Annotated in this window: 17 protein-coding genes and 1 pseudogene; 7 read left to right on the forward strand and 11 right to left on the reverse strand. The window is 71.0% G+C overall.

Going from position 1 to position 20323, the window contains the following annotated elements; all coding sequences use genetic code 11:
* Positions 1–138: 138 nt before the first annotated feature.
* Both ABGB14_RS48890 and ABGB14_RS48895 read right to left on the reverse strand, forming a co-directional pair.
* The gene (locus tag ABGB14_RS48890; protein ID WP_347650743.1) at positions 139–1041 is read right to left on the reverse strand and encodes an AraC family transcriptional regulator; all 903 of its coding nucleotides are present in this window, start codon (positions 1039–1041) and stop codon (positions 139–141) included.
* A gap of 159 nt (positions 1042–1200) precedes the next feature.
* Positions 1201–1848: a DUF2306 domain-containing protein gene (locus ABGB14_RS48895; protein WP_347650744.1), complete on the reverse strand. Its 648-nt coding sequence runs from the start codon at positions 1846–1848 to the stop codon at positions 1201–1203.
* A 169-nt stretch (positions 1849–2017) separates the two neighbouring features.
* On the opposite strand from ABGB14_RS48895, the gene ABGB14_RS48900 reads away from it, so the two are divergent.
* Positions 2018–2788 carry a TetR/AcrR family transcriptional regulator gene (locus ABGB14_RS48900; RefSeq protein ID WP_347650745.1) on the forward strand — a complete coding sequence of 257 codons (771 nt, stop codon included), beginning with the start codon at positions 2018–2020 and terminating at the stop codon, positions 2786–2788.
* Positions 2789–2905: 117 nt separating this feature from the next.
* Here ABGB14_RS48900 and ABGB14_RS48905 read toward each other — a convergent pair whose 3' ends face one another.
* The 5 genes from ABGB14_RS48905 to ABGB14_RS48925 form a co-directional block, all read right to left on the reverse strand.
* Positions 2906–3484 (reverse strand): dihydrofolate reductase family protein, encoded by a 579-nt coding sequence (locus ABGB14_RS48905; protein WP_347650746.1) that lies wholly within the window; start codon positions 3482–3484, stop codon positions 2906–2908.
* Positions 3485–3623: 139 nt separating this feature from the next.
* Positions 3624–4514 carry a hypothetical protein gene (locus ABGB14_RS48910; protein WP_347650747.1) on the reverse strand — a complete coding sequence of 297 codons (891 nt, stop codon included), beginning with the start codon at positions 4512–4514 and terminating at the stop codon, positions 3624–3626.
* A complete protein-coding gene (locus ABGB14_RS48915) occupies positions 4511–4804 on the reverse strand; it encodes a hypothetical protein (RefSeq protein ID WP_347650748.1) in 294 nt (97 codons plus the stop codon). Before ABGB14_RS48915 ends, ABGB14_RS48910 begins: the two co-directional genes overlap by 4 nt.
* Positions 4801–5076 (reverse strand): hypothetical protein, encoded by a 276-nt coding sequence (locus tag ABGB14_RS48920; RefSeq protein ID WP_347650749.1) that lies wholly within the window; start codon positions 5074–5076, stop codon positions 4801–4803. The genes ABGB14_RS48915 and ABGB14_RS48920 overlap by 4 nt, the downstream gene beginning before the upstream one ends.
* 119 nt (positions 5077–5195) lie before the next feature.
* On the reverse strand, positions 5196–6620 hold the full coding sequence (locus tag ABGB14_RS48925) for an MFS transporter (RefSeq protein WP_347650750.1): 1425 nt from the start codon (positions 6618–6620) through the stop codon (positions 5196–5198).
* Between the two features lie 257 nt (positions 6621–6877).
* On the opposite strand from ABGB14_RS48925, the gene ABGB14_RS48930 reads away from it, so the two are divergent.
* From ABGB14_RS48930 to ABGB14_RS48940, 3 genes are read left to right on the forward strand one after another with little or no spacing between them, the layout of a single operon-like run.
* Positions 6878–7123 carry a hypothetical protein gene (locus ABGB14_RS48930; protein WP_347650751.1) on the forward strand — a complete coding sequence of 82 codons (246 nt, stop codon included), beginning with the start codon at positions 6878–6880 and terminating at the stop codon, positions 7121–7123.
* A complete protein-coding gene (locus tag ABGB14_RS48935; protein ID WP_347650752.1) occupies positions 7123–7464 on the forward strand; it encodes a metalloregulator ArsR/SmtB family transcription factor in 342 nt (113 codons plus the stop codon). The genes ABGB14_RS48930 and ABGB14_RS48935 overlap by 1 nt, the downstream gene beginning before the upstream one ends.
* Positions 7461–9173, forward strand: a complete 1713-nt coding sequence (locus ABGB14_RS48940) for a SulP family inorganic anion transporter (RefSeq protein ID WP_347650753.1) — start codon at positions 7461–7463, stop codon at positions 9171–9173. The genes ABGB14_RS48935 and ABGB14_RS48940 overlap by 4 nt, the downstream gene beginning before the upstream one ends.
* 22 nt (positions 9174–9195) lie before the next feature.
* On the opposite strand, the gene ABGB14_RS48945 is transcribed toward ABGB14_RS48940, so the two are convergent.
* The 4 genes from ABGB14_RS48945 to ABGB14_RS48960 form a co-directional block, all read right to left on the reverse strand.
* Positions 9196–11787, reverse strand: a complete 2592-nt coding sequence (locus tag ABGB14_RS48945; protein WP_347650754.1) for a GNAT family N-acetyltransferase — start codon at positions 11785–11787, stop codon at positions 9196–9198.
* A gap of 22 nt (positions 11788–11809) precedes the next feature.
* Positions 11810–13297: an AAA family ATPase gene (locus ABGB14_RS48950; protein WP_347650755.1), complete on the reverse strand. Its 1488-nt coding sequence runs from the start codon at positions 13295–13297 to the stop codon at positions 11810–11812.
* Positions 13298–13356: 59 nt separating this feature from the next.
* Positions 13357–14052, reverse strand: coding sequence for a universal stress protein (locus tag ABGB14_RS48955; RefSeq protein ID WP_347650756.1), 696 nt, complete (start codon positions 14050–14052; stop codon positions 13357–13359).
* Between the two features lie 164 nt (positions 14053–14216).
* A complete protein-coding gene (locus ABGB14_RS48960) occupies positions 14217–16883 on the reverse strand; it encodes a cation-transporting P-type ATPase (protein WP_347650757.1) in 2667 nt (888 codons plus the stop codon).
* A gap of 360 nt (positions 16884–17243) precedes the next feature.
* Between ABGB14_RS48960 and ABGB14_RS48965 the strand changes: the two genes are divergently transcribed.
* From ABGB14_RS48965 to ABGB14_RS48975, 3 genes and pseudogenes are all read left to right on the forward strand, one after another.
* Positions 17244–18083 (forward strand): universal stress protein, encoded by an 840-nt coding sequence (locus ABGB14_RS48965; RefSeq protein ID WP_347650758.1) that lies wholly within the window; start codon positions 17244–17246, stop codon positions 18081–18083.
* A gap of 18 nt (positions 18084–18101) precedes the next feature.
* A complete protein-coding gene (locus ABGB14_RS48970; RefSeq protein WP_347650759.1) occupies positions 18102–18962 on the forward strand; it encodes a universal stress protein in 861 nt (286 codons plus the stop codon).
* Between the two features lie 168 nt (positions 18963–19130).
* Positions 19131–20165 (forward strand): annotated as a pseudogene (locus tag ABGB14_RS48975) (NAD(P)H-dependent oxidoreductase subunit E); the annotation flags it as partial.
* Between the last annotated feature and the right edge of the window lie 158 nt (positions 20166–20323).

Below are 20323 nucleotides of genomic sequence, written 5' to 3' on the forward strand. Positions count from 1 at the left end.
AACACACCCTCCACTGGTCGACCTGGCGACGCCGCCATCAAGCCCGCGCCCGCTGGTTCCATCACCGAGCCCGCCTGACCACCGCCTATCTCCAGGTCAACTAACGAATGGCGGCTGCCGTACTAGGTGTCCGCGCGCTCAGCCCTTGCGGGCCGTACGGGATCTGTATTCGCGAGGCGACTCGCCATAGGCGGTGCGGAAGGCACGGCTGAAGTCGCCCGCGCGGCCGAACCCCCAGCGGGCCGCGATCTGGTGGATCGGCACGCTGTCCAGGGCTGTGTCGGCGAGGTCACGACGGCTACGCCTGAGCCGCTGGTCGCGTATCCATGCTGAGACAGTCTCGCCTTGCTCGCGGAACAGCCGATGGAGGTAGCTGATGGAGATGTGGTGCTCCGCCGCGACTGCGCGGGGGGTGAGCGTGGGATCGTGCAAATGGCGCTGGATGTAGGCGCGTATACGAAGGGTCAGTGCCTGCCGGTGGGAGCCTGATCCCGGGCCCTGCCCGGATTCCAGCAGACTGGAAAAGCAGGCGGCCACGAGATCCACCAGCACGGTTCCCAGCCGTTGTCCGTCCTCAGGCTTCAGCGACAGGTTCTCGTCGGACAAATCCTCGATGAAGCCCTTGAGCAGCCTGCCCACTCCACCGTTGACGGGCACGCCGCGCCCGAGCACGTGATCCATCGCGCCGCTCCGCAGCGGCAGTAGCGGTTTAGGGATGGCGACCAGGGCCAGTTCCAGGGCATCCCGCCCGTCGCACTGCAGATTTATCTCGTCGAGTTGGGCGAGGTCGTGCGCGTAGAGGTCGCCCACGGCCACGGTGTTGTGCCGTCCGGCCCACGTCGCGTCGACGGTGCCGCACATCGGCATGATGAGCTGGACGATGTCCTCCTCTTCTGCCCGCTCCGAATAGTCCTTTCGCCGCAGGTATGCCGGGCGGAATCGCTTCACTTCCAGTGCGGCCACGCCGAGTTCGACGACCCGCCCGGAAGCGGAAACACCATCCGTGAAGGTGGCGGCGATCTCACGACACACATCGATCACGCAATCCGCCCCTTTCCCGCGCGGTGCCTGGACGTCGAAGCGATCAACGGTTGTCGTGCCGCGAGGGTGCGGCTCGTGGTTGACGGGGCCCCATGTCCTGGCGGGGTGCGGGTCGGCGGGCTCGAACGGCTGATGTGCGTCGAGGGCGGGGGTGGGGCATCACCGTTGGGCGTGCCCTGCCAGGGCGGGGTTGCGGCTTTTGCCTCCGTACTTGTGCTGGATGTACGCCTCTGCGACGACGAGGTTGACGACGAGAGCGATCCACGCGCCCGAGCTGGCGATGTCGTGGATCATCGCGACGGTGTTGCCCTGGTAGGCGGGGGAGTCGGCTTGGGCCATGACGATCAACGCCATGACGGTGCCCCACGGGCGGGAGGCGAGGATGGCGATCGTGACGGCGTAGTTGCGGATCATCCATTTGCGGTGATCGTTGAAGCGGCGTGACCTGGCGGCGCGTAGGCCGGCGACGCCGGTGATGGCCCACAGGACGAGCATGGTGTCCAGCGCGGCGACGTTGGATACGCCGGACTCGCTCATGACGGATACGGGCACTGCGAGGATCATCGCCGGGAAGATCCCGGCGTAGAAGTAGACGCGGCCCGTCCATCGATGTATGCGGGGAAACCTGTTGCGCAGCCCGGCCCAGAGCTGCAGCAGGCCGGTCACGGTGGCGACCGTGCCGAACGCGATGTGTCCTACCAGTAGCCAGTAACGCACCTGGTCGCCGTGCATGTCGGCCCGGCTCGTACGAATGTCCGGCGGGATGTACGCCGACAGCATGAAAGCCAGGAGCGCCAGCGTGGTCACCGATAGCGGGAGCATCCACCAGGCGGGACGCCGCCGCTTTCGCCGCGGTCGTGCCATCGGTGTGTCGTGCTGTGCCATTTGAGCCATCTCGTGCCGCCCCTCTCCTCTGATTAGCATCCCATGGATACTATCCCATGGATATTAATCGTGGGCGGTAGAGTCTACGAGCGTGCGCAGCAAGCCGTCCGGCAAGCCAGAACCCGAGGTGCCCGCACCGCTGAGGCGGCTGTGGCGGCTCCCCACCGGGTCGCACCGTGGCCGCCCGGCGGGGCTCGATGTCGACCGGGTGATCGGCACCGCACTGGAGCTCGCCGACCGCGGCGGACTGGCCGGCGCGACCCTGCCGAAGGTCGCCGAGGTGCTGGGCGTCACCAAGATGTCGTTGTATCGCTACGTGGGATCGAAGGAAGAGCTGTTCGATCTGATGAGCGACCTGGCCATCGGCCCGCCTCCCGAGATCAGCGAACGTGCCGGCTGGCGGGCCGGCACGCAGCAGTGGATCCTGGCCAACCGGCAGGTCTACGAGCGCCATCCCTGGCTGGCGCACCTTCCGATCAGCGGCCCGCCGCGTGGGCCGCACGCGATCGCCTGGATGGACGCCATGTTCCGCGCTCTGCGCGGGACGGGCCTCGGCTGGCAGGCGAAGGTGGGCATACTCAACCTCGTCGGCGGGTACGTCCGCTCCTCCAGCGCTCAGGAGCAGCAGCTCGCGCACGCTCGCCAGGAGATCGGGCTCGATCAGGCGCAGAGCGAGCAAGATTACGGCAGGGCCCTGGCCGGGCTCGTGGAGCCTGACCGCTATCCCGAGGCGGCCGAGCTCTTCGCCTCCGACGTCTTCGAATCACCCCTGCCTCAAGGGACGGACGGCAGCTTCAGGTTCGGGGTCGAGCTGATACTCAACGGCATCGACACCCTGATCACCGCCACACGGACACGATGACGGACCCGAGCGAACCCGTCTGGTCGGCCTGCACGAGAACGAGCTGCCGGCCGGCGGCGAGCCTGCCCCGAACATGCCGGCCGAGGCGCCGGCGTGCCGCCCGTCCACGGGACGGGCTCAGACATGCAGGGTGGGCCGGTAGACGAGCTCCTGGATGTCGCCGTCGAGCGTCCGGCTCCCGATCAGCTCGAGGTCGAAGTCGGCCGCGCCCTGGAAGATCGGGTCAAGCCCGGTCTGACCGGTGATCACGGGGAAGAGCGTCACCTGGACGCGGTCGACCAGGCCGGCGGCCATCAGCGCCCGGTTCATCGACAGGCTGCCGTGGGAGCGCAACGGCACCTCGGACTCCTCCTTGAGCCGGGCGACGACGTCGACGGCGTCACCGCTCACGAGGGTCGCGTCCGGCCAGTCGAGGGGCCCTTCCAGCGTGGTCGACACCACCGTCGCCGGCAGGTTCCGCATCCGGGTGACCCACGGGTCACGCACCTCGGAGTCCTCGGTGCTCGTGGCCAGCATCTGCGCGAACGCCCGGTACGTGTGGGCCCCGAAGACCATCCGCTGCTCCTCGCCGTACAAAGCGAGACGGTGGCCCAGCAGCTCGGGGCCCTGCTTGCCCCAGTAGCCGGTCCAGTCGCCGCCGGCGGCGCCGAAGCCGTCGAGGCTGCTGAAGACGTCGAAAGTGTAGGTGGCGGTCACGCTGCTCTCCTCGAGTGCGGTGGATCGGTGTGTGTGAATGCAGACGGGACACCTCGGCGAAACTCATCGCCGTCGCACACCTGCAACCGCGCGAACGGGATGACCTGGATCAGACCGTCCTTCCCGCCTCCTCGCCTGGCTAGATCCCGAGGACCATGCGGATGACGTCGCGGTCCTTCTCCTTCTCGGCCTCGGAGAGCAGTTCGTACGGGCGGCGCTGCTCTTCTGGGGCCCAGTCGCGGTTGCGGACGAGCCACTTGTCGTGCACCACCGAGCTCGCCTCCTCCATGAACCGCTCGCCTCTGACGTCCACGCCGCTCACCCGCGCCTCGTCGACCAGCTGTACCCCGACGCGCGCCGACTCCTGGTTCTCGCGCTTCCAGTCGGCCGGCAGGTCGCGATAGCGCGTGTTGGCGATGTCGACCTGGTCGGTGTCGTGCTTCTTGATCCAGGCCGCGTCGGTGGTGGCCTTCACCCTCGGGTCGTACGTGCCGTCGGGCAGCCTGCGCGGAGCGCGCCACGCGTCGTGGAAGCGGTCGGCGACGCTGTCGACCCTGCGGTTGGTCAGGTTCGTGGACATGCCGCGCATCAGCGCCCCGAGGCGGGCGGTGATCTCGCGCAGCCTGGTGGAGAGCTTGACGGCGATGGCTCTCAGCCGGGGCAGCAGGTGGGGCGCGTACGCGACGGCCGCCACAGCGAGCGCGGCCAGCCCGGTCAGCAGGCCGCCGACCAAGACCAGCGTCTCCCTGGTGAAGCGCAACGTGCCGGCCAGGTTGGAGAGGCGGCCGGCGAGGTCACCCGCGGTGAAGGTGATGCCGTCGCGGCCGGTCACGTGGCCGTCCACCGCGTCGGCGGCCGGGCCGCTGTTCGCCCCCGCCAGCCGGTGGGCGCGCCCGCTCTCCGCGGCGAGCCCTCGGTGGTGGGCGACCGCCGCGTCCAGATCGGCGATGTGCCTGTCGATGCCGTCCAGGTCGGGCAGCGGCGGGACGCCGAGCAGCGCCAGCCCGCCCGCCGATGCCTGTTCCGTCATACGTGCCACCCGCGGGAGTTGGCGAGTTCCGTGCTCGTGTTGGTGGCGGCCATGGTGACCTGTCCCGTTCCGGCCCGGTCGAGCGAGCCGGACAACCCTTCGCAAGCGGCGCGAAGGCCGGCCGTGAGCTCCTGGTAGCCGGCCGCGAACTCCTCGTACGGCAGCGGACTCTCGCCCCGGCCCCACCCGCCGGCTTGCCCGGGGTATTCGTCGGCCAGCGTGCCGAACGCCCGGCCCGCGGAGTCGCGCCCGCCGGCGTCGATCGTGATCCCGGTCGAGAGCCCGCTCATTCCGTGAGCCCTCTGAGAGCGTCGTCAAGCCTGCTGTTCACGTAGTCGAAATCCCTGTCCGCCCGGGCCTCGAGCTCGTCCAGCCGCTGGAGGAGTGCGTCGAGGCCGGGGGAGTCCTGGGGCGGCTGCTCGTGCTCGCGCTGCGCCGTGCGTACGGCCTCGACGACGTGTCCGGCCAGCTCCGCCGAGTAGAGCCGCATGGCCCGCGGCTCGATGTGGACGGCGGCCAGCAGCCCGTCCTCGCCCACCTCCGCCGTCACCGGCCCGTCCATCTGCACCTCCGGAAGTTGGGATCTTCGGGAGTCTAGGCACGTACCCCGCCGCTGTCGAGCGCGCACGGAACGCCACATACCGGCACCGGCAGGGCAGCCGCCGACAACATCGACGTGGGTCATCCGCGGGAGGAGACGACCTCGTCCGCGGCGGGTGCGGTGGCGCGGGTCCGCAGGGTGGTGGCGGCGACCAGGACGCCCGCGAGGGCGATGGCGGCGGCGCCTATGAAGGCGGCGGAGAAGCCATCGGTCAGCGCGGGCAGGTCGCCGAGCCGGCCGGAGCCGTTGGCGGCGGCGACGGCGGTCATCGCGGCCAGGCCGAGCGCGGAGCCGACCTGGTAGCTGGTGTTGACGATGCCGGAGGCGAGTCCACCCTCTTCCGGGCGGGCGGATGAGATGGCGGTGCCGAGGGAGGGGATGAAGGCCAGCGACATGCCGAGGGCGGCGACGAGGCTGGCAGGCAGGACGTCGGCGGCGAAGCTGCCGTCCGGGCTGATCAGCGAGAGCCAGGCCATGCCCGCGGTGAGGAGGACCAGGCCGGTGACCGTGGTCGCCTTGGGGCCGAATCGGTTGATGGCACGGGGGGCCAGGACGATCATGCCGATCATGATGAGGACGGTCATCGGCAGCAGGGCGGCGCCGCTGGGGAAGGCGCTGTAGCCGAGGACCTGCTGCAGATAGAGGTTGAGGAAGAACCACATCGGGATCCAGGCTCCGCCCAGCAGCAGCTGGGTGAGGTTGGCGGCGGCGAGGTTCGGTGTACGGAAGATCGACAGGCGCATCAGCGGCTCGCGGCGGCGGGCCTGGACGGCGACGAACGCGGCGAGCAGTGTCGCGGCGGCGGCGAGGACGATCCACGTCTCGGCGGAGCCCCAGCCGGCTTCCGGTGCGCGGACGATGGCGTAGACGGCGGCGCCGAGGCCGAGGGTGACGGTCACCGTGCCGAGGATGTCGATGGATCCGCGCCGGGGCTGGGCGGCGGGCATCAGCGGGCCGGTGGCGAGGAGCGCGATGAGGGCGATGGGGATGTTGATGTAGAAGACCCACGGCCAGCTCAGGTATTCGGTGATGACGCCGCCGAGGAAGACGCCGGCGGTGCCGCCCGCGGGCGCGGCGGCGCCGTACAGGGCGAGGGCCTTGGTCAGTTCCCTGGGGTCGTGACCGAACAACATCATCAGGAGGGTGAGGGCCGATGGGGCGATCAGGGCCGCACCGACTCCTTGTACGGCGCGGCCGGTCAGCTCGACCCACACGTCGGGGGCGATGCCGGCGAGGAGCGAGCCGGCGAGCAGGATCAGCCAGCCGGTGCTGAAGAGCCGCCGGGCGCCGAACAGGTCGGACAGGCGGCCGCCCAGGAGCAGGAGGCCGCCGAAGGCGACGACGTAGGCGTTGAAGACCCAGGACAGGTTCTCCTGGGAGAAGCCCAGGTCTTGCTGGATGCGGGGAAGGGCCACACCGATGATCGACGTGTCCATGATGACGATGAACTGGGCGGTGGCGATCAGGGCCAGAGCGGCCCAGCGTCGAGGTGATGGCTCAGACATGAGCTCTCCAGATCTTTCTCATACCCGGGAGGGGTATATAGCGGGCTCTCCTATACCCCTAAGAGGTATGTAGGGGCAGAGGTCAATCAATACCAGTGGGGGGTATATGTCAAGTCCGCTGGGGTCCGCGTCCGGCTTCCTGAAGATCGAGGGCCACGAGTGGACGGTCTGGCTCTTAGGAATTGCGAAATTTCGTAATCCATTGGTCTATCATTGTGCGAAGTGAGCTACCGATCGGAAGACATGCGAGGACAGGTGTGGTTGAGGCATTTGCCGCGGCGATCCGCCGTCGGGCCGGTGAAGCGGCAGACGCGCTGCGCACGGCCGAGCGGGATGGAGACGCCGAGGCGGCGCTGGCGGCGGCAGGGGCGCTGGACGAGATGCTGCGCATGGCGCGTGCTCACGGGGTGAGCACCGGTCCAGGCCACGAGACAGGCTCCGGATCGGGCACGATCGCGGATCCCGGCTCGCCGGACGTGGTGGCGGGGGAGGACGCACGTTGATGTCGGTGCCCTTGTATGAAGCCAAGGCCGAGTTGTTCCGGCTGCTGGGACATCCGGTGCGGATCCGCGTGCTGGAGCTGCTGCAGGACGGGCCGATGCCGGTTCGTGACCTCTTGGCCGAGATCGAGGTGGAGCCGACCGGGCTGTCGCAGCACCTGGCCGTGTTGCGCCGCTCGGAGCTGGTCACCGCGCGCCGTGACGGCTCCACCGTGGTATACGCATTGTCCGGTGGGGACGTGGCCGAGCTGCTGCGCGCGGCCCGCCACCTGCTGCAGGCCAAGTTGTCGGGCCGGCACGCGCTGCTGAACGAGCTGCTCGAGTCGGAGGCCGGCGGCCGGTGACCTCTGTGCTCCTGGCGGGCTGGGCCCGCCTGCGCTCAGTCCTGCCCGCCCGCGCCGACCTCGCCGCCTTCAACCGCCATCCGCGCCGTGATCTGCTGGCCGGGTTGACGGTGGCGGTCGTCGCGCTGCCGCTGGCGCTCGGCTTCGGCATCTCCAGCGGGCTGGGCGCGGAAGCGGGGCTGGCCACCGCGGTGGTGGCCGGCGCGCTGGCCGCCGTATTCGGCGGCTCCGCCTTGCAGGTGTCCGGGCCGACCGGGGCGATGACGGTGGTGCTGGTGCCGATCATGCACGCGCACGGCGCCACCGGCGTGCTGACCGTGGGTGTGCTGGCCGGGCTGCTGCTGCTCGGCCTCGCGCTGGCTCGGGTGGGCCGGTTCATGATGCTGGTGCCCGCGCCGGTGGTGGAGGGCTTCACCCTGGGAATCGCGTGCGTGATCGGCCTGCAGCAGGTGCCCGCCGCGCTCGGCGTTCCCACGCCTGAAGGCGACAAGGCGCTGGCCGTGGCCTGGCAGGCGGTGCTCGACTTCGCCGCCCGCCCCAACTGGGCCGCCATCGCCCTGGCCGCGGCGGTGGCGGCGGTGATCCTGGCCGGAGGGCGCTGGCGGCCCGCGGTGCCGTTCTCACTGGTCGCCGTCGCCGCCGCCACCCTCGCCGCCGAGCTGGCGGGATTGCCGGTGGCGCGTATCGACGCCCTGCCCGCCGGGCTACCCGCCCCGTCGCTCGAATTCCTGGACGTGTCCGCGCTGAGCTCCCTGATCGCTCCCGCGGTCGCGGTCGCCGCGCTGGCCGCGCTCGAATCGTTGTTGTCGGCCGCGGTCGCCGACGGCATGAGCGTCAACCACCAGCACGACCCTGACAAGGAGTTGTTCGGCCAAGGCCTGGCCAACCTGGTCGCCCCGCTCTTCGGCGGCGTGCCGGCCACGGGTGCGATCGCGCGCACCGCCGTCAACGTGCGTGCGGGTGCCTCTTCCCGGCTGGCCGCGCTCGCGCACGCCGTGATCCTGGGCGTGATCGTGTTCACCGCCGCCGGTGTGGTGGCCCGCATCCCGCTGGCGGCCCTGGCCGGGGTGCTGCTGGCCACCGCGGTACGGATGGTGGAGGTCGGCTCGGTGACGGCGATGATGCGCTCCACCCGGGCCGACGCCGTCGTCCTGGCACTGACCGCGATCGCCACTCTCGCCCTGGATCTGGTCGCCGCCGTCATCCTCGGGCTGATCGTCGCCGGCGCGCTCGCGCTGCGCGCCATCGCCAGGAACGTCCGTCTGGACACCGTGCCGCTGCAAGCGGACCTGCCGGGTGACCACGACGCCGAAGAGCACGCGTTGCTGGCCGAGCACATCGTCGCCTACCGGCTGGACGGGCCGCTGTTCTTCGCCGCGGCGCACCGGTTCCTGCTGGAGCTGTCCGAGGTCGCCGACGTCTCGGTGGTCATCCTGCGCCTGTCGCGCATCACCACGATCGACGCCAGCGGCGCGCTGGTGCTCGGCGACGCGATCGCCCGCCTCCAACGACGCGGCATCACCGTGTACGTCTCCGGCATCCGCGACGGCCACCACCGGCCGCTGCACGCCCTGGGCGTGATCGCCCGGTTGGACGAGGCAGGGCAGGTGTTCGCCTCGACCCCGGAGGCCATCGCGGCAGCCCGCCGCCATCTCCACCAGGCCGGAATCCTGCCCTCCTCCGCCGGCCCGGCCCAGGCCGCCTGCTGACTGTCGGCGCGGGTTCGGGCGGTCAGCGCAGGCGGCGCAGCAGCGGTGAGGGCGGCGGTTCGCAGGGCGCCACCCTGATGCGCGCGTCCACCGTGGTCGCGCCGTCCGGGGTGACGATGACCGGGTTGAGGTCGAGCTCGGCCACCTGCGGCAGGTCGTCGAGCAGCTGGCCGACGCGCACGATCTGGTCGGCCAGGGCGCCGGCGTCGGTGGGGGGCGAGCCGCGGTAGCCGTGGAGCAGCGGGGCGCAGCGCAGCTCGTCGATCATGTCGGCGGGGTCGGTGACGGGTGGCACCCGGAAGGTACGGTCGGCCAGCAGGCCGGCCATCACCCCGCCCATCCCGACCATGACCAGAGGCCCGAACGCCGGGTAGTTGACGCCGCCCAGGATGATCTCGACGCCCTTCGTCAGCATGGGCTGGACGATCGCGCCGGTCATCTCCTGACCGATATGGGCCGACATTTCGTGATACGCCAGCCGTACTTCGTCGTCGGTTCGCAGGTCGAGCCGGACACCGCCGACGTCGCTCTTGTGCACGGGACCGACGGCCTTGAGCACCACGGGCAACCCGGTACGCGCGGCAGCCCTGGCGGCGGCCTCGGGGCCGTTCACGTGGATCGACTCCACCAGCCTCACGCCGTAGCAGCCGAGCAGCCGTGCGGTTGTCGCGGGCGACAGCCAGCCGCCGTCCGGGAAGGCATCCAGCTCGGCCTCGATGATCTCCCGTGCTGATCTCTCGTCCGCTGGGAGCGGTGCGGCGGGTGGGCCGATGGGACGGCGTCGCCACTCGGCGTATCGCGCGACACGGACGAGGGCTTCGACGGCCTGCTCGGGGAAGGCGTAGCTGGGGACCCGGCCGTCGATCAGGCCGTCGTGGCCGACGACGCAGGCCAGCACGGTCCTGTCCACGTTCCTGGTGGCGTCCGCGATGGCCTGACGGGTCGCCTCCAGGCCGTCGCCGAAGGGCGGCGTGTACACGACGAGGAGCGCGTCCACCTCCGGCGAGGCGGCGAGCGCCGACACCGCGGCGCCCATCTCGGCGGCGGTGGCGTCCGCCGTCAGATCCACCGGATTGCCCAGCGCGGCGGCGGCGCGGGCCTCCAGCAAGCCGTGCGGCAGCTCGGGTACGACGAGGCCGCGGCGCTCGCAGGCGTCGGCGGCCATGGCCTGAGGGCCGCCCGAGTTGCCGACGATGGCCACCCGGCGTCCCCGCGGGAAGGGCTGGCCGGCCAGGAGCCTGGCGGTGTCGATCAGCTCATGGACGCTGTCGAGCCGGATGACGCCGGCGGCCTGTGCGAGCGCGTCCACCGCCACGTCAGGCGTGGCCGCGGCGGCCGTGTGCGAGCGCACCGCCCGGTCACCGGCTCCGCCACGCCCGCTCTTGACCAGCAGGATCGGCTTGCGCGCGCCGACCCTGCGGGCGATGCGGGCGAACTTGCGCGGATTGCCGAACGACTCCAGATACAAGGCGATCACGTCGGTGCCGGGGTCGTCCTCCCAGTACTCGAGGAGGTCGTTGCTGCTGACGTCCGCCTTGTTGCCGACCGACACGAACGACGACACGTCGAGCCGCTGCAGCAGCGCCGCTCCCACCGCACCGGACTGCGACATCAGTGCCACGCGCCCCTGGACAGGACGGTCGGGCAGGAAGCTGGCATTCAGCCGCGCTCCGGTGTTGATCACGCCGAGGCAGTTCGGGCCGATCAGCCGCATCCCGGCCGCGCGGCAGATCGCCAGCAGCTCCGTCTCCACGCCACGCTGCCCGGCTTCGGCGAAACCGGCGGTCAGCACCACCAGTCCGGCCACGCCGGCGATCGCGCAGTCGCGGGCCACCTCCAGTACGTGCCGGGCGGGCACCGCCACCACCGCCAGATCGACCCCCTGAGGCACCTTCGCCTGGCAGGGCAGCCCGGCCACCAGCGTGGCGTTGGGGTTGACGGGGTGGATCGGCCCGGGGAAGCCGCCGTCGAGCAGGTTGCGCAGCACCTTGTGCCCGATGGCCCGTTCGTTGCGGCTCGCGCCGATCACCGCCACCGAGCGGGGAGCGAGCACCCGCGCCAGCGATGTCCGCCCTGCCTCGTGATCGCGGGCCGCGACGGCCTCGCGCAGCCTGGATGTGGGCACCGCGGCGATGTCGAGGTGCAGCGTGCTCCCATCGAAGTGCTGGGACACGTCCAGGCCGAGATCCCGCAACACCCGCAGCATGGGCCGGTTCTCGCCCAACACGTCGGCCACCAGTTCGTTCACCCCATGCGCCGCCGCGTTCAGCACGACGTGCTCGAGCAGCAACGTGCCCAGGCCGTGCCCGTGGACGGCGTCGTCAAGGAGAATGCCCAGGTCGGCCCGGCCATCGTCGAGGGGAATGTACTCGGCGACCGCGACGAGCCGGCCTTTCAGGTGGGCCACCAGCGCGTGTCCGCGATACTCCGCGCCGGTGATGCGGTCCATGTAGGAGTGCGCGGTGTTGCGGCCGCCCGTGAAGAAGCGCAGGTACGCCGAGCGTTCAGACGCGCGCTCCACCAGCTCGTGCAGCGCGTCCCGATCGGCGGGACGCAGCGGGCGCACGTGGGCGATCCCGCCGTCGCGCAGCAACACGTCGTAACCCTCAGACATGCTTTGTCCCCCTGTCGGCCAATCAGCCGGGTTCCATCCGAGGCCGCCGGAACCGCCAGGACACGTTCGGCTCAGGCGGATGAACAGCATCGAGCGCGCGGGCCAGCGTCTGCTCCGGGGCGGTCCCCGTGTCGATCTCGATCGCGTCAGGCCACGGCGCCATGGCCGCGTCCATGGCGGAGCGCACGGCCTCGTCCGCGTCGGAGAGCTCGTGTCCCCGGGCGGTGAGCCTCGCAACGGCGATCTGTGGCATGACGGTGCACCGCAGCGGGATCAGGCTGCTCGAGGTCCGGCCGGCAACGTCCGCGGCCATCGCCCGGTGCCGCTCATCGCCCCAGGACGCGTCCAGGACGACCGACTCCCCTTGCCCGAGCAACCGTTCGGCCCGTGACAGCAGCTCGGCGTACGTGCCGGCGGTGTGCACCGGGTCGTAGATCCCCTCCTGGTAAGACGCGCTGGCGGCCTGCAGAGGGTCGAGTCCGGCCAGTTCCTTGCGGATGCGGTCACTGCGTAGCAGCGTGTAACCGAGCCGGTCGGTCAGTGAGCCGCCGACCGTCGTCTTCCCGCTACCGGGCGGCCCGCCGACCAGCACCAGAACGACCGCTCCGACCCGTAGATGACGTAGCGCGAGCTCGGCCAGCCGCCGCGTCTCCCACCCGGCGTCCACGTCGCCCTGCCAGTGGCGCAGGCAGGCCACCTTGGCGCGGACGAAGGCCCGGTACGCGACGTAGTGGTGCCACAGTGCCGTCGGCGCCGGGTCACCGCTGAACTCCACGTACCGGCGGAGGAACAGCTCGGACAGCCGCGGCGCGCCGAGCCGTTCCAGATCCATGGCGAGGAAGGCGGCGTCGTCCAGCCCGTCGAGGAAGCGCAGGCGCTCGTCGAACTCCAGGCAGTCCAGGATCCGCGGCCCGTCGTCCAGGCAGAAGATGTCCTCGGCCAGCAGGTCGCCGTGTCCGTCGACGATGCGGCCCTCGGCGACGCGTGTTTCGAGCAGGGGTTGTCTGCCGTCCAGGAACCGCAGCGTGAGGCGCTCGGTCTCGTCCAGGACGCCGGGCTCGATCGTGTGGCCGGGCAGGGCGCGCACCTGTTCGAAGCCGGCCGTCCAGCGGGCGCGCAGCGCCTGCGGGGCGCCCTCCCGATCGATCCGCGGGCCGTGCGGGGCCTTGGCGTGCAATGCGGCGATCTGGCGCGCGATCGCCCGCAAGTGCTCGTCAACGGGTCTCCCCTCGCTGACCATGGTGGCCAGGCGCCGTTCGCGCGGCATGCGGCGCATCACGACGAGATGCTCGCAGACCTCACCGTCCGGGCCGGTCACATGCGCCACGCCCTCGTAGACGTCGGGGGCGAGCCTGCGGTTGAGCTCCACCTCCCGACGGCAGGCCGCCTCTCTGGCGCGCAGGGTGCCGAAGTCGAGGAAGCCGAGGTTCACGGGCTTCTTCAGCTTGTACGCGTGCTCGCCCAGCAGGAACACCACGGCGGTATGCGTCTCCTTCGTCGTGGCGAACATGACACCATCTCCTCCGGTGCGGGAACGCATCAGGGTCGGCGGCACGGTCAAGGTCTTCCTCACACCACCGCGACAGGGCAGGGCGCGTGTTGGAGGAGGAAGTTCGCGGTGCCGAAATGCGCCGCTTGGCCGCGTCCGACGACCGTGAGGGTCGCGCGCTCGTGAGCATCGCCACGCTGCACCCGGATGCCCGGGTGGCGCGCCGCCCAGTCGGTCAGATCCGCCTGTGCGGTGACGGGGACCTGGCGTATGGCCGCCTCGCCGAACGCGAACTCGAGGACGGACGCGTCGGGTTCCTTGTCGGCCACGACGATCGGCCCGGGAGTCGCCGACGCGGGCAGCGGACCAGGGCCGCGTACGATGATCACCGGGCATTCGGCGTGGGCGGCGACATAGCCGGCCACCGAACCGACGACCACCCTGGGCAGCGCGCTCAGGCCGCGGGAGCCGACGATGACGAGTTCGGCGCCGCTGGAGAGCTCGACGAGGCGCTGGGCTGCGGACCCTTGGTGGAGGTCGGTTTCGACGCGTACACCCGAGCTGCTGGCGCGGGCGCAGTCGGCTCCGTGCCACAACACGTGCTCGGCCGCCTTGCGCAGATGTGCTTTGGCCTCCTCCTCCGCCTCGCCGTAGGGCCATTGCCAGGCGTGCGAGACGGTCAGGGGAAGTTTCCTCAGCTCTGCCTCGTCGAGCGCCCAGTCCAGGGCCTGCATCGCGAAGTCCGAGCCGTCGTAGCCGAGGACGATGTGCTTCATGTCAGTGGCCTCCCTGCGCCCAGTCTTCGCTCCGGCAGCTCCCTCTCGTAGGGCTGAGCGACCCTGGCCTCGAAGGACCTTGGTCCCGACGGAAGCCCACGAAGACCAGCAGCACGATCGTCACGGCCCGGAGCAGAAGCCGGCTGCCCAGCAGCGCGGACGGCTCAGCGGGTCGCTGGTGGGGCCGGGTGACGGCGTAGTGCCCAGCGGCGGAGCTCGTCGGTGCCCCAGACGACGAGGGGGAAGACGGCGATGAGGGCGAGGACGTCGAGAGGCAGGGCCGCGGTGCCGAACATGTGCTGCAGCGGGGGCACGTAGATCAGGGCGGCGGTGAAGGCCAGCTCGAAGGCGATGCCGCCCAACAGCAGCGGGTTGCTGGTAAGACCGACCTGGCGGAGGGAGGCATGGTCGGTGCGGGCGGCGAAGGCAGTGCCGACCTGGCAGGTGACCAGTCCGGCGAACGTGGCCGTGGTGGCGGTCAGGTAGGCGTGATGGAGCGGATGGCCGGGCCCGGTGGGGTCGCCCGGATGCCAGCCGGCCCTCCACAGCACGTAGAAGAACGCCGCCATCGCCAGCACGGCGGAGACCAGGCCGAGACAACCCCAGGCGCGGACGAGCATGGCCCGGGAGATGACGCCCTGGGACGCGGGCCGGGGCGGGCGGTTCATGAGGCCGGGCTCGGCGGGCTCACGGCCCAGCGCCAGCGCCGGGAGGGTCTCGGTGCCCAGGTCGATGGCCAGGATCTGCAGTACGGTCAGCGGCAACGGGATCAGCCCGCCGCTGAGCGCGAAGACCAGGAACGGGACGATCTCGGGGACGGCGTGGGCGAAGATGTACAAGATGAACTTGCGCACGTTGTCATAGACACGGCGGCCCGATTCGATCGCGGTGACGATGGTGGCGAAGTTGTCATCGGTGAGCACCATGGTGGAGGCCTCCCGGGCCACGTCCGTGCCCGACCGGCCCATCGCCACGCCGATGTGCGCCCGGTGCAGAGCGGGGGCGTCGTTGACGCCGTCCCCGGTCATCGCCACAACCAGCCCGTGCGCACGCAGCGCGTCAGCGATCTTCAACTTGGTCTCCGGAGAGGACCGGGCGAACACGATCTCAGCATCGCCGGTCAGCAGCTCGTCCAGATGGCGGTCGGTGAGCCGCTCAGCGTCCGCGACCACGTGCTGGCGCGGGACACCGATGCCGACCTGCGCCGCGACGGCGGCGGCGGTGGCGCCGTTGTCACCGGTCACGATGTGGACCCGCAGCCCAGCGGCGTGGCAGCGGCTCACCGCGGCCGCCACCTCCGGGCGCGGAGGGTCGTACAGGCCCACCAGCCCGATCAGCCGCAGCCCGGTCTCGGCATCCGCACGCCGTGCCGGTGGCGTGACACCGGCGGGTATGGGGCGGTCGGCGATCGCCAGCACCCGTAGCCCGCCACGGGCGAGCCGGTTGACGGCCGACAGCACGCCGGCGCGCTCGGCCTCAGGCAGGCTACTGCGCGCGAGGACCGCCTCGGGCGCGCCCTTGACGTTGACGTGCATGCCCTGCCCGCCGGCAGGAGGGCCCCGCGTGATGGTCGACATCAGGCGTAGCCGAGGATCGAAGCGGAACACCGTGACCAGCCGGGCGTCCCTGTCGGCAAGCCGGTGCGCGAGCCGGGAGGCGGCGCCATCGGTCCCGGCGTCCGGCACCGCGCCGTCCACGGCCTCGATCAGGGCGGTCTCGGTCGGATCCCCCCGCAGCCGGCCGTCCCCGTCACAGGTGGCCGTGGTGCAGTCGATCATCACCCGGGCCAGCTCGCCGGGCAACGGGAGCCGGTCCGCGTCGGTCACGACGCCGGTTTCAGGGGTCCAGATCGCCTCCAGGTGCATCCGGTTCTGGGTCAGCGTGCCTGTCTTGTCGGTGCAGATGACGTTCGTGGATCCCAGAGTCTCCACCGCACTGAGCCGTTTGACGACCGCCCCCTGGCGAGCCAGGACCCGTACGCCGATCGCCAGTGCCAGGGTGATGGTCGGCAGCAACCCTTCGGGGACGTTGGCGACCAGCAACCCGATCGCGAACATCAGCGCGTCCCGCAGCGGCAGTCCCACCCACATGCCCACCAGCAGGAACACCGCGCCCATGCCGATGGCGACCGCGGCGATCAGCCACGCCACCTTTTTGACCTGGATCTCCAGCGGACTGGGCTGGCGGCGGGTGCGCTGGCTGAGCGTGGCGATACGACCCAGTTCGGTGTGCCCGCCTGTGGCGAACACGATCCCGGTGGCCTGTCCGCCGACACAGGTCGTGCCGGAGAACACCAGGTTCGGCTCGCTCAGCAACGCCACCCCCTCCTGGGCCGGGCCGGCGACCCGCTCCACCGGCATCGACTCCCCGGTCAGCATGGACAGGTCCACCTCCACCGCCCCGTCAACCAGTCGAGCGTCGGCGGGCACCTTGTCGCCCTCCTCCAGCAGCACCAGGTCGCCCGGCACCAGCTGGCCGGCCTCCACTGTCCGGTGCTGGGCGTCGCGGATGACCGTGGCATGCTCGGGCAGATACGCCGCCAGAGCCTCCACCGCCCGCTCGGCCTGACGCTCCTGCAGCAGCGCGAACGCCGCGTTCACCGCTATCACCGCCAAGATCGCCCAGCCCAGCACCGGCATGCCCGCCACGAACGCCAGCGCACCCGCCGCCCACAACAACAACGCCAGCGGGTGAACCAGCTGGCGCGTCAACTCGCCGGCCAGCGACGTGCGCTCGCCCCGCCGGACCTGGTTGAGGCCGTACACCGCCAACCGCCGGGCCGCCTCCCGCCCCGACAAACCGCCGGGCCCGGTCCCCAGTTCCTTGCGCAACAACGGCAATGGTTCACGCGGGTCAGCAGCCTCACGCGCCGCTGACTCGCGAGACGGACGATCCCCCATACCCATCCACACTGCCCACCGTCGGCTGTCGCTAGCCGGCGGCCGTCGCGGACGCGTGCCGCTTCGAGCGGCAGCGTCTCCAGGCCAGCGGAGGCGCCGGTGGCGGCGAGCCGCGTTCACCGGTGTTCGTGACGGCAGCCTCATCAGGATCTCCACCGCATCCCGGTACGGCGCTCGCCGGCGTCGTTTCGTCGATGCCCGGCCAAAGTTCGCGCGAAAGAATGCGAAAGCTTCTAATTCGGACAAGTGTGTCCCTGTCGTCCTGCGGTGCGATCCGCCGAGAGTGGACAGGTGAACGAGACATTGGGCGTGGTCAGCGGCTATGACGGCTCCGACCACTCGATGCAGGCGCTGGACTGGGCGATGGACGAGGCCGAGCTGCGAAGGCTGCCGCTCACCGTCTGTCACGCGTGGCAGTGGCCGTACGATGACGGGGATCCGGCGGCCCGCGAGTCGCTGCGCCGCGCGGCCGAGCACGTGTTGTGGCACGGCGCCGACTGCGCGCGCGCCAGTTCCAGCGGCCTGCACGTGCGAACGGACCTGTACGAGGGCTCGCCGACCAGCCGTCTGGAGGAACTGTCGGCCGATGCCGCACTCCTCGTGGTCGGCTCCCGCGGGCTGGGCGCGATGGCGAGGGCGGTCGTCGGCTCCGTGGCGGCGCACGCCGCGTCCAACGCGCGGTGCCCGGTCATCGTCGTCCGCGGTATGGGTGCTCTGCCGCGAAAGCCCCACCCGGGGCCGATCGTGGCGGGTGTGGCGACCGACGACAAGGCCGACGCGGTGCTTGGATTCGCCTGCGCGGAAGCCGCCATGCGCGGCCTTCCCCTGGTGGTCGTGCACGCCTGGCGCCAGCCTCCGGTGGCCTGGGGAGGGATGACGTTCCCGGTCATGGATCCGCTGGCCGTTCAGCATGCGGCCGAGAGCTGGTTGGCAGAGACCCTCGCGCCATGGAGGCAGAAGCAGCCGAAGGTCGCCATCGAGGCGCGGACGCCGCAGGAACGCGCGGGCGAGGCGCTCGCCGCCGTCTCCGACGCGACCCTGGTGGTGGTCGGCAGCCCGGGCGGCAGGTTCGGCTCGGTGGCGGCGGCCATGCTGCGCAAGGCGCCCTGCCCGGTCGCGATCGTCCGCTGAGAAATCGGGGAGGCGATGATGGGACGGCCCGTACTGGTCGGCTACGACGAGTCACCCGCGAGCGCGGTGGCGTTGCGCTGGGCGGTCGAGGAGGCGCGGCTACGCGAGTCCTCCGTTCTGGTGTGCCATGCCTGGCACTGGCCGTATCCGCGCCGGCCCGTTGAGCGTGAGGTCCTGGCCCAGGTCGAACGGGTCGCCGCCCAAGTCGTGGACGAGGGCGTGCACCGTGCTCGTGGCCTGGCCCCCGGCGTGGACGTCCTTCCGCGTCTGGAGAGAGGAACGGCTTCCACGGCGCTCCTGCGGGTCGCACGCGAGGCGGAGCTGACGGTGCTGGGCCTGCGGGGGCAAGGTGGTTTCGAAGACCTGCAGGTGGGATCGGCCGCTGTGCAGGTGCCCGCGCACAGTGCCCGGCCGGTCATCGTCGTCCGGTCTGACGCGATGCCGACCGGCGACGCACCACGCGTCGTGGTCGGTGTCGATGGCTCGCCTGCCAGCCTGGCGGCGTTGGGTTTCGGCCTGGAGGAGGCCGCGCTCCGCGGCTGCGCCGTGACCGCCATCTGTTGCTGGCGAGACTACGGGCTGCCGGCCGGGCCTGACTGGCAGCCGTTCGTCGACTCCCAGGCGATCCGCAGTGGGGCGGAGGCACGGTTCCGCGACGCGACGTCCCAGCTGACCTCCAGGCACCCCACGGTTTCCGTCACCACAGAATTCGTGGCCGAACGGCCACAACGGGCGCTGATCGACGCGGCGAAGGACGCGACCCTCCTCGTGCTCGGCACCCGGGGGAACGATTCGCCTCCTCGCCTTCTGCTGGGACCAGTGACTCAGATCGCCCTGGCCGAAGCCCGATGCCCGGTGGCGGTGACCCCGCCGCCTTGATCCGCCGCCGCGCCCGCTTCGCGTCCGGCGACGTGATACCGGTGCCCCCCCGAGTCGGGCTGTGCGGGTTCTCATTCTGGTGTGTCCGATATCAAGGAAGCGGGCATGGAAAATATGTGAAGCAGCCCTTTCGATGGATTTCGTGCCCTCGCTGAACGGCGCGGGCGGCCAGGCGCCCGGCTGGTCGAGGCGCTCGCCGTCGCTGCCGCGGAACACGCGGAACCGCCGGAGAGATGGGCGCCCGAGGTGGCCCGGCGGTTCGGACTGCCCGCGGCGGCCGGGCTGGGTCCCGCGACCTTCTACGCGGATCTGGCGGCCCCGCACGGGCGTCGTCACGTGCGGCTCTGCGGCGCGACGGCGTGTTTCGCGGCCCAGGAGGGCCGCCACCTGAGCGCCGTCGAGGGCGTGCTCGGCGTCAGGGCCGACGATGATCGCAATCCGGACCCTGAGGTGTCCCTGCAAACCGTCCGCTGTCTCGGATACTGCTACGGAGGGCCGGCCGCACTGGACGGTACGACGCCCTGCGCGGGACCGGACGTCGTCGATCAGGTGGCGGGACGCGTCCGACCGCACGCGCCGCCCATCCCCGTGGCCGATGCCACGAACGATCCGGTGGTGCTCGCCGGAATCGCGGCCGGTGAACTCCCGTGGCGGACATGGGTGGAAACCGTCGGCCGGCGGACTCCGGAGCTGGTCCGGTCCGAGGTGGCGGCCTCCGGACTGCGAGGCAGGGGCGGCGCGGGTTTCCCCGTTGCGGCCAAGTGGGCGGCGGCGAGTGGTTCCCCGGACACCGTGGTGATCGCCAACGGCGACGAGGGAGATCCGGGGTCCTTCGCCGACCGGCTGCTGATGGAGGTCGACCCGGCGCGGGTGCTGGAAGGGCTGGCACTCGCCTGCTTCGCCTGCGGGGCGCGTCGCGGTGTGGTGCTGGTGCGCTCGGAGTATCCGCTGGCGCTCGCGCAGATGCGGGAGGCCGCGGAGCGGGCGCACGCGGACGGTCATCTCGGCCGAGGGGTGCATGGCAGCGGCACCGACCTGGAGGTCGAGGTGGTGGCGGGTGCCGGCTCGTACGTCGCGGGCGAGGAGACGGCGTTGATCGCGGGAATGGAGGGCGGCAGGGGCTGCGCGCGGGCGCGCCCGCCGTACCCGACCGACCGGGGGTTGTGGGATGCCCCGACCGTGGTCAACAACGTCGAGACACTGGCCGCTGTGCCGTGGATCGTCAGCCGTGGCGGCGCGGCCTACGCTCGCCGCGGCGCGCCCGGCGAGGCCGGCACGAAGCTGGTCTGCCTGTCGGAGCGTTTCGCCCGTCCCGGCTGCTACGAGGTCGAGCTCGGCACTCCGGTACGCCGGATCGTCTC

This window comes from Nonomuraea sp. B10E15 (assembly GCF_039871615.1).
Taxonomy (GTDB): domain Bacteria; phylum Actinomycetota; class Actinomycetes; order Streptosporangiales; family Streptosporangiaceae; genus Nonomuraea.